We start from the raw sequence: 9,809 nt of genomic DNA, 5'->3' as shown, positions 1-9,809 counted from the left end.
GTATGACCGGGCGTGTGAACGGCTTGCACGGTGATGTTGCCCAGAGCCAGCGTGTCGCCATCGTGGAGGCGTTCGGCCTCGAAGCCGTACTGCCAATCGTCGCCGCCCTCTCCTGAGACGTAGGTGACCGCCCCGGTGGCCTTGGCCAGCTCGCGAGTGCCGGACAGGTAGTCGGCATGGATATGGGTCTCGGTCACGGCGGTGATGGTCATGCCATGCCGATCGGCCAGATCCAGATACACACCGATGTCGCGGCGGGCGTCGACCACCACTGCCTCTCCTTTGGCCTGGCAGCCGATGAAGTATCCGGCTTGGGCGAGGTCTTCGTCGTAGATGCGTTCGAGAAGCATCGAAATCTCCTTGTCGATCGTGGCGGCGTTCGTATGGGTGTCAAGAATCCACGGTACCCCGTGGGGTATTTTTGCAGGTTCTGTGCGTCGAGGCGCACGGTTCCGATTCCTGCGGGGTGGAGGTGAAGTGGGCGGCATTCCACTGGGCGACCAGGGGCATCGCAACCGACTGATCCAGCGAGGCGCAACGACTCACAGCGCCACCGCAGCGGTTGCCGACCATCACGTCCTCCTCAGCCGTCCGGCACTCGCCGACTCGGGGCGGACGAGGGAATTTCATTCCTCCCGAGTGTGACGTTTGTCAGAATTGGCGACTAGCCTCATCCATAATGTACGTACATCCGTACGATCAATCAAGGAGAGGGTGGCGTATACCTCGGCACGTGTCCTTGCACCACCTGCTCGAACGCCGGAATGACCTTCCAACACGACTGCTGTCGATGCAGTGCACCTGGCCTCAATGACCACCAATGTCGTGACCACACGGCTCGCGCCCACACCGACGTCAGACCGGATGCGCACCCGCCGCTCGGGGACGCTCACGCTCTGGACTTCCCCGATACATCCTTCGACACCATGGTGTGCACGTTCTCGCTCTGCGCCATCCCAGCCCCGGACATCGCGCTCTCGGAAATGTCGCGAGTGCTGCGTCCAGGTGGAACAATGCTCCCCGCCGATCACGTCGCCTCGTCGATCCGGCCGGTTCGATGGATCCAACGCGCCCTGAAACTGGTGAGCATCCCGATCGGTGGCGTGCACTTTCTGCGACGGTCCTCGCTCGCGATCACCGGTGACGAGAGCTTCTCCATCGAGGACATCGACCGGTTCACTCTCGGTCTCGTCGAGCGTCTTCACGCCCGAAAGGTGTCCTGAACGGGCAGGTACGATGGGCGCGGCACGCGCGGCCGACCATATTCCGGTACTTCTGCCTCGACGAACGCGAGAAGCCGCTTCAGCAGTGCATCCGCACGGTCGTCGAGCGTTGAATCGACGCCACCGAGTAGCTCGTGCGCGTCCCGGCGTGCCTGGGTCCCGTATTCGTAGTATCCGGGGTCGAGTACCGAAGCCGAGGCGGGCTACGGGACGAGCTGTGCGCTCGGTTGCCGTGCCTGCACCGAGTGGAGTCGGTGCACAGGTACTCGCCCGTCCAGGTGGGCTCGAACGATGTCGGCGACCGCACGGGACGTGAGTGGGGTCGCAATCAACGGGGTGTGGCCCAACCGGTCGATCGCAGTCGACAGCGGCTGCCGATCGGCCGGATCGACGTACCGGTCGAATCCGCCGAGTCCGGTACCGCCCACGGCATCGAGAGCATTCGGGTACTCGGATACCGCGTGCGATGGCCCAGCACCTCCAACAAGCGCTGATACACCATCCGCGGCGAGATACCCCGCCCCCGTCAGTGCCGGGGGAAGTGACAGTGTGGACGCCGCGGCCTGTGTCGATACGAAGGGCGTCGATCCTTGGATCGGCGGTGACATTGCAGTGCCGCAGGGCCGCGATCTGGGTGTACGGCAGACCGGTCGAGGCGAAGATCAGGACGCGGGCGTCTCGCCGCGCGAACAGTTCTGACGGCCAACCGGATTCGGGGAGGCGGGCGATGATGCCGCCGATCACGGCTGCCAGCTCGTGCAGGCGCGCCGTACGCGCCACGTCCAGCGCAGCCCGAACGATCTCCGCGCGCCCCGGAGGGGGTAACAGCTGCCGGGAATGGGTGCCGTCGATCACCGCGATCCGGCGGCGTTGGGTCGTCGACGTAGCGAGGTGCACGTGGAGGACGCCGCGACGACCTGCAGCCAACGTACCCACGCGCAGACCGGGCAGGATTCGTGACGGCCGGTGAACGGTAGGGCTTTGAAGGCCCCGACGCCGTCCTGATCGGTCTTCGACGCCCGAATCCGTACGTGCGCACCGTCGAGGCGGTCGCGGCGGACACCGCCGCATTCGAGCGCCACGAGTTCGCTACGACGAAATGCGCCGGTATAGCCCATCAGAAGCAGCGCGGTGTCGCGCCGTTTGAGGACCTCCGACGCCCACCCGGTCACACTGAGACGTGCATGATCGACGATGGTGGTGATGTCGGAGGTCAGCAGCGGTGCGCGTGGATTGCGTGGCCGCTCGCCCGCCGACGCGTAATCCCGCCGAATACTGGCGAGGGTGGCGCGGACCATCTCGTGCCCGCCCGGGTTGTCGTGTCTGGTAGCGCGGTGGCGGTCGGCGATCGCTGCGACCCATTTGCCGAACGTCGCGGCCGCGTACGCCCGAGTCCCGTCGACGGTGAGTGTGTCCGCCGCGGCCACGAGATAGGCGGCCACCGTCGCGGGATGCGCCGGTAACGAGATATACCCGGTGGCGGCGCACCAGGTTTCGAAGCGTCTCCACGCCGAGGCGTAGGCGCGGCGGGTGCCGGTCGAGCGCGATGACGCCATCGACTGCTCGATCCGAGCGGCGACGTCGGGTGGGAGATCCGGAAACACCGCTGCGGTACCGCCCGGCAAGACAGCCGGAACAATGTTCGAGTCGTCTGCGAGCTGGCGTTCGGTCATGGGCAGGACTGTAGCGGGCACCTCCTACACATTTATCGAACAGAAACTACGCTCACCTGGCGTTTCCTCAAGGACGGTGCGGGAAGGAAAATTCTCGTCGGTCACCGCACAATTGACGTTGGTGACCATGACCCCGGCGCGAAAACGGGCTTCTCGGCTGTCGCAGCGTGTGCGTCGCGGAGGACCCCGCTCCATCGGGCGTTAGCTATGACGGCGGATGGTGCAGCGGGATCCCGTGGTCGAGGAACAGTTGCACCGTCTCATCCAGCTCCGCTGCGGTGCGGCACCCCCAGCGTAGGAAGTTGTACAACGAACTGGCGGATGCGGGGTCGACGCGCGCTGCCGCGATGGCGGCCTCGGCCGCAGCGTGCGCGTCAGCCCACAGATCGCGCTCGGGTGTGGGATAAGACGAGCGCGTCGGAGCTGTCCCGGGATCGACCGGCTCATAGGGACGTGGGCTCAGTAGAGATGCGTGCGCACCGCCGGCGTCGATCTCACCGCTCTCGACCATCGCAATGCCGATCGCTGCGGCCTCGAGGACTGTCGCCTGCTCGTCCCAGTGCAGGTCCTCGAACGGAACCCACGCGGTCCGAAGCGGGCGAGAACGACCGGCGGCCTTCCAGATCGCAACGAGCCTCGTCGCCCACCGTCCGGTGCGAACCAGTGGTGTGGACACTTCGTCGGCGACGGTGCGCAGAAGCCGAAACCAGACTGCGGCATGTACCCGGCCTGGGCCGAGTTCCACCCATCCCGTCGTCAGAGCCTCGGTGCTGCGCCGATCGAGGTCCGTGACCGCCGAGGGAACCGGAACGGGCGAGACCCGTTCGTCCGAACCGAACCGGACCTGATCCCAGAAGATTGCATGACCAGGGAAAACAGAGCAGGGTTCGAGTCGACAACGGTGGTCGAGGCAGCTGCTCAGCACCGGATATTGATGCAGCAGAGTCATGTTGATATCAGCAGTGGATTCGAGGCTGTCGATACATGCCGGGCATGCCCGACTGCGCGGAGTGCTCGCCCACGGCAACCATGCTTCGCTCGTGGGTGTGCGGCGTCGTCGATCCTCCCTCGCGAGGTCGGCCGGTAGCAGGATCGAGAATTGGTGGACGTAGGTGTCGAAGTCGCAGTCGGCGGGGTCGGTGCTGTCGAGCAGCCACGGTGTCCACCCCGCCAACGTCATCATCCGCACCCTCTCTACCGGGACTGCGCCGCGACCGGCCAGCTCGGCAAGGATCGGCTCCGGTGTGTAGCGGTCGAGATCCTCGACAGCACAATCGATATCGAGGTCTGCAAACAGATCAGAGGGCCTGATGTGCGGATACAGCTCGCATATCCGGGCCAACCAGGACGAGAGGACCTCACCTGGCAGTGGCGGCGGGTGCAGCGGCCACGGGCGAACGTACGCATCACCGGGCATCGGTGCGAGCCGCGCGTTCATGCGAGGTGGCGTTCGAACTGGCGGCGTCGCTCCGTGGGGCCGAGGTACGGAGTGCGCGAGAGCACCGATGAGGTGATCGCTTCCTCTCCGCTGTCGACGGCGGTCACTGCTGCGGCAGTGAGCAACGTTGCCAGTTCACCGATGGTGCCCTCGGAGCGAGTGAGAAGGTAGTCGGTCATCTCCAGTGATGTCACGTGCGAGGGTTTGCGGAGGGGGAAGCTCGTGCTGAAGCTGGCCAGCAGTGATCTGGTGTCGGCAGTGTTGGTCCAGACCGGCAAAGTCATGGGATGGAATCGGTTCTCCAACTGGGGATCGGTCCGGATGACGAGGTAAGCATCACGGGTGCCGACAGCGACAAGAGGAATGCGTAGTTCGTTGCCCAAAAACCGCAGCACGTTCAAGAATTCGCGGCGCACGTTGTCACGGCCGGCGAGAACATTGTGGAGCTCGTCGATGATCAACATCCGTACGCCGGTGGCGCGGAGCAGCATCAATGCTTGCTGTTCGAGTTCGTGGACCCGATTGCGTGGTCGGGTCGGTGTTCCCAACGCTGTGAGCAGTGCGAGGTAGAACCGGCCGGGTGACGGGTCCGGGGGCATCTGCATGCACAACACCGGTATCTGCTCGCGGTCGGACAAGCTGATCGGCGGATGAGTGCGCCGGAACTTTTCGATGATCATCGACTTGCCGTTGTTCGTCGGACCGAGCAACAGTAGGTTCGGCATACGCTGTCGGTCCGGCCACGACAGCAACGTCTCCAGATGGTCGATGACCGTACGGGCCTGCGGATACCCGATCCACCTCTCCGACCGGATCAACCGGATCTTGTCCGCGTCGTCGAGTGCGGCGAGCGGACGAACCGACTCCCGCAGGTGCCCCAAATCCTCACCGGACGACTCGGTGGCTTCGTCGCTGCTTCCTGTCGATGCGGTCATCGGCTCACCATTCCTCGATATCGCTGAAGACCGGCGTTGCGGTGCCGCCGTCCGCTCGAGGCTCCACCGGCGGGTGGATCGCCGGGATCGGTGCAGACGCGGCGCCGGTGAGATGCATGCGGCGGGCACGGTTGCGCCGGGCTTTGCGGGTGGCTTTCTGTGAGCGGTCGGTGACCTCGCGCATCTGCTCGATCATCGAAAACAGTGCGCCCTCATCGACGTTCGACCGACCTTGTTCGCGGAGACGGGTGATAGCAGCTCTGTGCTCCCACAGTGTCACCGCGGGATGTGACATCGTCCGGTACGGCACCTCGACATAGCCGGCACCGTCTGGTTCGAGGACCCAGATTCTGCTCAAATCGCGTGGGTCACGTCGTATCACGAACCGCCCCAGATCCTCTCGCCGCGCAACCCACGGTTTGAGCGCGTTCGAGAAGTAGTGCACGTGATCGAGGACGAAGCCCGTGCGCGTCAGACGTCGCCGGATGACGGGAAGAAAGTCCACCAGGAAAGCGGTTTCGCCGAGCACCACACGAGGGGCGTGACCAACTGCGGCGACCTCGCCGGCCCACACCGCGGCCGGAGTGTTCCCGATCCCTGTGTGAACGCTCGCGTGATACGAGGCTATGGCCAGGACCAGCCAGCGTTCCAACTCACGCAATGTCAACGCCGCGTGCTTGTCCGAGTCGTAACTTCCTCGGTCCGCTGGGTTCGAGAAGGTGGTCCCAGGCAGCTCGTGCACCGCCGTCATCGCCGTTCCGATGATGCGTTCGACGATCCCGCCGTAGTGCGGTCGGCCCGGAGGACGGTATTCGAGTGTGATGGCGTGCTGGGCGCATCCGCGGCGCAGCGCTTCGCTTTTGAACTCGGAGGCGTTGTCGAGGTACAACTGTTTCGGTTTCCCTGCCATTGGCCACTGCACCTGTTCCGCGAGCTCGCATGCCTCCAGCCATGTCTGCTTCTCGCAGCACACGCGGCCCAGGCACAACCCGACCGATATCGACGACGGCGGCTCCAGAGTGACGACGAACCCGAGTACGGAACGGCTGAGGACATCGATGGCGATCGTCAGGTAGGGGCGGCCGATCGGTTGCCGCTCGTACTCGTCGACGACCATCAGATCGACGACGGTGTGGTCGATCTGGACCTGATCGAGAATCCCCGAAACCGTCGGTGGATCGTCGCCGGCGGACTGACGTGGGCGGGCGGCATCGGGTCCTCCGCGTGACCTGGCCACCGATGCCGGATGGAGCGCGGCGATTCGTGCGGTGACGGTGTTTCTGGCCGGCACTGGCAGACCCGCGCGGTGACAAGTCAACGCGATACGTCGATGCAGCGCAGCGACACTCAGCTTCTGGCGGTGAAGAAAATATCGGGTGAGATGATCGCCGATCACCTCTTCGACCTCAGCCGCTACTCGGCTGCGGCCACGCCCACCCGGCGAGACCTTCGTCAGAAGATCGGTGACCGTACCTGTCCCGTCCCTGAGTTTGCCAAGCAACGCATAGACCCGACGGCGCGACAACCCCAGTCGTTCGGCCGCATCATCGACCGCTGCCAAACGCACCGGATGCATCTCCAGCAAGGGAGCCAAGACAGCGAATCGGGTCTCTGCCTGCGCCCACCGCTCCCCCGACGCCGTCAGCACACCGGTCTCCACGACGTCGAGCTCCATCACAAGCCTCCCTGTCACCGAGAGCTGAACGCGCGACCGTGCACCGCACTTCCGACATCAGAATGTCAGAAGACACGTGCACTCATCCTCAAAACGCCTGCAAAGAGTGCAGCCGTCTTTTGAAACTGACAGATTCGGCCGCGGGGTGTCTCGATAAACGATCGTCAAAAAGGACTCCGAGCCTCGGTGGGGGTGCCTGAAGTCTCGGTCCCGCCGTAGGTCTGCCATCGCGCACATGTACGTGACTGAATACTTATGGGTGACCAAAAGGGCTGTGCTAGCAACGCTAGCTAGCACAGCAAGCGGGCATCCTCATTCAACGGTCTAGATGCCCCGCTTGTCGAGGTACTCACAGAGCGCTGCGTCGGTCAAGGAAGCAATACTGATTGATCGGTCCCCTGTCTCGTACCGCAGCCTGTCGACGGCTCTGTTCAAACGAAGCTTGGTAGAACTCCGTATCCGCACATTGTGCTGCTCAGTAAATTTTTCCGCGCCTGGTCCTGCCGCCGGCCGCGCATTGTGCTGAGCCAACGGTTCGTTCGTTGCCGGAAGAGTGGGCTCGTTTGTCGGTCTGATACCGCCAGCACTGGTCGGAACGTCGACGCTCGGCGAACCGGTTGATTCTTGCTGTGCTTCGAGCCCAACGCGCCTGGGTGAAGCGGTCGGTCGCGAAGGGAGGTCTGCAGCCGGATGGCGGCGGATGGCGGGTTCGCGTTGTGCGTTCATGCGGCAGGCTCTCCTAGGAGGTCGATAGACAGTTCTTTCAACAGGGCGTCGTAGGCGACTTGCAGGTCTATCGCCCGGCCTCCCTTGTAAGAATGGATGGGAGTGTGGCTGCTATGAGCGTCTTGGCGCGCCGCCAGCTCCGGGATCCCCGCTCTTGCAACCAATTCGCCGTATGCAGCACGCAACTCGTCCTCGCGATACTGATGCTCCGAGGTCCTTCGTTTCTTAGACAAGACGATCTTCTCGAGCTCGAGACGAGGGTTCGCACGCCGCTTGACGTTGGTGATGGTTTCCTCAACCTTGGTAATCGCTCGCACGCTGTCGATGGTGGGTTCGGTGACCGCGATGACTGAGTCGCAGGCGCAGAGGACCGCGAAAAGTAACTTTCCAAGCGACGGCGGGCAGTCGATGAAAACTGCACTGTAAGGCGACAGATCGACACCCTCAAGCGCGATATCCAACCGAAAGATCAAGTCGTTTGCACCGTCAGCCTCAAGATTGGCGAGGCTCTGAGTCGCCGCGATCAGGTCGACCCGATCCCATTCGGTTGCTACTACCGCATCCGCTGCTGCACCCTCGCCAGTGACCGACATCAGGTCGAAGGTAGTTCGCATGTCGTCATCAACGTCGACTCCCAGACCGGTCGTCGCGTTGGCCTGAGGATCCATATCGATGACGAGGACGTGTTTGCCCTTGTCCGCCAATGCACTCGCCAATCCGAGTGTTGTCGCTGTCTTCCCAACCCCACCCTTCTGGTTACATATCGCGAACTTCCTGGGTTGCTTCGACGACGTCGACATTGGGATTCGCGTTCCTTTCTCTGTTTGAGGATCAAGGCCAACGAACTTTTCTCCGAGGAAAACTGCGTTGGCTCGCACCCTGGACCTATGCCCTGCAAGCCTTCTGGCTCGCTACGCTATAGCCAATTGCTTCGTGTGCTGCGTTAACACGCGGAGCGAACCTTGCGACGAGTGCTTGGCTCGCTTGCGTAGCTCGCTTCGCTCGTCTCGCACTGTTTGCACGCCGAGCTGCAGTACCTTGCGTATCTAGCCAAGCGGATCTAGTTACGCTAGATAAACGTGCTCGACGAGCAACTCTCACTTGCCTCGCAAGCACCGCTTGTGTAGCACTCGCAACTAGTGCACCACGCCTATCTAGCGTTGTTTTGCTAGCTACGCCAGCTACGTTAGCGCAAGTACCGGCGCTCCGCTCGCTCTGCATCCTTTGCTAGCTCCGCTAGCTATCATTGCACCCATACCTTTTCAATTACTGCTCAACAGAACGCGAACGGAGCGAACCCGGTTAACTGCCCGTCTGCGCGCAGGGCGAATCTCACGTGCAACCGCCCTCAGCAGGATAAATAGCAATGCTAGATGGCCTAGCACTCGCGTATGCCGAAGCCCAAGAGTGTCTGTACAGGGCTGGCGTTGCAGAGCCTTGCAACACCTTGCTCCACAGTGCGTCAGCCGAATCCGCCGGACCCACGGTTCGGCGGATTGAACTGAGAGGCGAGATAACTGCGACGGACTGCGCCAGGCAGCAACATCGCAAACCGAACATTCGCGAGCCTGTGATCACGTACGGATTGGGCGCTCTGTTCAACCCAGGCGAAATCATGCCCGGTGTCAGTACCGCTAGCGTTGCGAGCTCCGATAGCTATCATCACTAGCGTTGGCATTCATCACAACAGGTTGGACGGTCGTCTTACAAGATGATGACCTATGGGGTGTCGCGCGACTCGTCGGCTGCAACCGACTCAGCCTGCGGCGAGTTCAGCGTCGAGGATGAGGACTTGACGGTTGACTGCGTCCACAAGCGCCGCCGGCAACCATTCTCAAGGTGCGTAACGTGCGTCTTACCGACACCCAAGACACAGCGCCGCACCGCGAGGCTGTTCCCTGTCTAAGTCGTAGGAACGGTCGGAACCACGACTGCGCCCGAACGCAACCAATGATTCGGTGGAATACCGCAGTAACGGCGGGCCCCACGGCCACGAGGGAATCCCACACTTCGAGGCCCCAAAAAGCAGACGCGAAACGGACGGTCGTTGTAACTACCGGGGGAGGCAACGACCGCCAAGATCGCCTGGTGCAGCCCCGGGCCGGATCAAACTGGGGTCTACTACGGCGGCTCTTTCAA

Annotated in this window: 9 protein-coding genes; 3 read left to right on the top strand and 6 right to left on the bottom strand. The window is 62.8% G+C overall.

Translation table 11 applies throughout. The annotated features are described in order from the left end of the window. Nucleotides 1-350 (bottom strand): MBL fold metallo-hydrolase (locus AB0366_RS26515; RefSeq protein WP_366246580.1); only part of this gene is annotated, 350 nt, incomplete at its 3' end. A gap of 414 nt (nucleotides 351-764) precedes the next feature. On the opposite strand from AB0366_RS26515, the gene AB0366_RS26510 reads away from it, so the two are divergent. The 3 genes from AB0366_RS26510 to AB0366_RS26500 all read left to right on the top strand — a co-directional run bounded on the left by AB0366_RS26510 (nucleotide 765) and on the right by AB0366_RS26500 (nucleotide 1,922). Further along, entirely contained in the window at nucleotides 765-1,223 is a 459-nt protein-coding gene (locus AB0366_RS26510) for a class I SAM-dependent methyltransferase (RefSeq protein ID WP_080733148.1), read from the top strand. Between the two features lie 338 nt (nucleotides 1,224-1,561). Continuing rightward, nucleotides 1,562-1,717 carry a hypothetical protein gene (locus AB0366_RS26505; protein WP_155288742.1) on the top strand — a complete coding sequence of 52 codons (156 nt, stop codon included), beginning with the start codon at nucleotides 1,562-1,564 and terminating at the stop codon, nucleotides 1,715-1,717. 55 nt (nucleotides 1,718-1,772) lie between these two features. Further along, nucleotides 1,773-1,922, top strand: coding sequence for a hypothetical protein (locus AB0366_RS26500; protein ID WP_155289453.1), 150 nt, complete (start codon nucleotides 1,773-1,775; stop codon nucleotides 1,920-1,922). Between the two features lie 152 nt (nucleotides 1,923-2,074). Here the strand turns inward: AB0366_RS26500 and AB0366_RS26495 are convergent, their stop codons facing one another. The 5 genes from AB0366_RS26495 to AB0366_RS26475 all read right to left on the bottom strand — a co-directional run bounded on the left by AB0366_RS26495 (nucleotide 2,075) and on the right by AB0366_RS26475 (nucleotide 8,470). Then, nucleotides 2,075-2,896, bottom strand: coding sequence for a hypothetical protein (locus AB0366_RS26495; RefSeq protein WP_307786631.1), 822 nt, complete (start codon nucleotides 2,894-2,896; stop codon nucleotides 2,075-2,077). Nucleotides 2,897-3,101: 205 nt separating this feature from the next. Beyond that, nucleotides 3,102-4,334 carry a TniQ family protein gene (locus AB0366_RS26490; protein ID WP_094639478.1) on the bottom strand — a complete coding sequence of 411 codons (1,233 nt, stop codon included), beginning with the start codon at nucleotides 4,332-4,334 and terminating at the stop codon, nucleotides 3,102-3,104. Next, nucleotides 4,331-5,269: a TniB family NTP-binding protein gene (locus AB0366_RS26485; RefSeq protein ID WP_206489807.1), complete on the bottom strand. Its 939-nt coding sequence runs from the start codon at nucleotides 5,267-5,269 to the stop codon at nucleotides 4,331-4,333. The genes AB0366_RS26490 and AB0366_RS26485 overlap by 4 nt, the downstream gene beginning before the upstream one ends. Nucleotides 5,270-5,273: 4 nt before the next feature. After that, nucleotides 5,274-6,944: a Mu transposase C-terminal domain-containing protein gene (locus AB0366_RS26480; protein ID WP_243597320.1), complete on the bottom strand. Its 1,671-nt coding sequence runs from the start codon at nucleotides 6,942-6,944 to the stop codon at nucleotides 5,274-5,276. Between the two features lie 722 nt (nucleotides 6,945-7,666). Further along, nucleotides 7,667-8,470, bottom strand: a complete 804-nt coding sequence (locus tag AB0366_RS26475) for a ParA family protein (protein ID WP_032407517.1) — start codon at nucleotides 8,468-8,470, stop codon at nucleotides 7,667-7,669. Nucleotides 8,471-9,809: the final 1,339 nt, after the last annotated feature.

The organism is Rhodococcus sp. NPDC076796, assembly GCF_040702765.1.
In the GTDB taxonomy this organism is placed as follows: Bacteria; Actinomycetota; Actinomycetes; order Mycobacteriales; family Mycobacteriaceae; genus Rhodococcoides.
This window is presented reverse-complemented; position numbering and strand designations above follow the sequence as displayed.

Bases quoted from the DNA above. Each gene is read 5' to 3' on its own strand.
- AB0366_RS26480 (WP_243597320.1), bottom strand. From the start codon at position 6,944: ATGGAGCTCGACGTCGTGGAGACCGGTGTGCTGACGGCGTCGGGGGAG.
- AB0366_RS26510 (WP_080733148.1), top strand. From the start codon at position 765: ATGACCTTCCAACACGACTGCTGTCGATGCAGTGCACCTGGCCTCAAT.
- AB0366_RS26490 (WP_094639478.1), bottom strand. From the start codon at position 4,334: ATGAACGCGCGGCTCGCACCGATGCCCGGTGATGCGTACGTTCGCCCG.
- AB0366_RS26485 (WP_206489807.1), bottom strand. From the start codon at position 5,269: ATGACCGCATCGACAGGAAGCAGCGACGAAGCCACCGAGTCGTCCGGT.
- AB0366_RS26475 (WP_032407517.1), bottom strand. From the start codon at position 8,470: ATGTCGACGTCGTCGAAGCAACCCAGGAAGTTCGCGATATGTAACCAG.
- AB0366_RS26495 (WP_307786631.1), bottom strand. From the start codon at position 2,896: ATGACCGAACGCCAGCTCGCAGACGACTCGAACATTGTTCCGGCTGTC.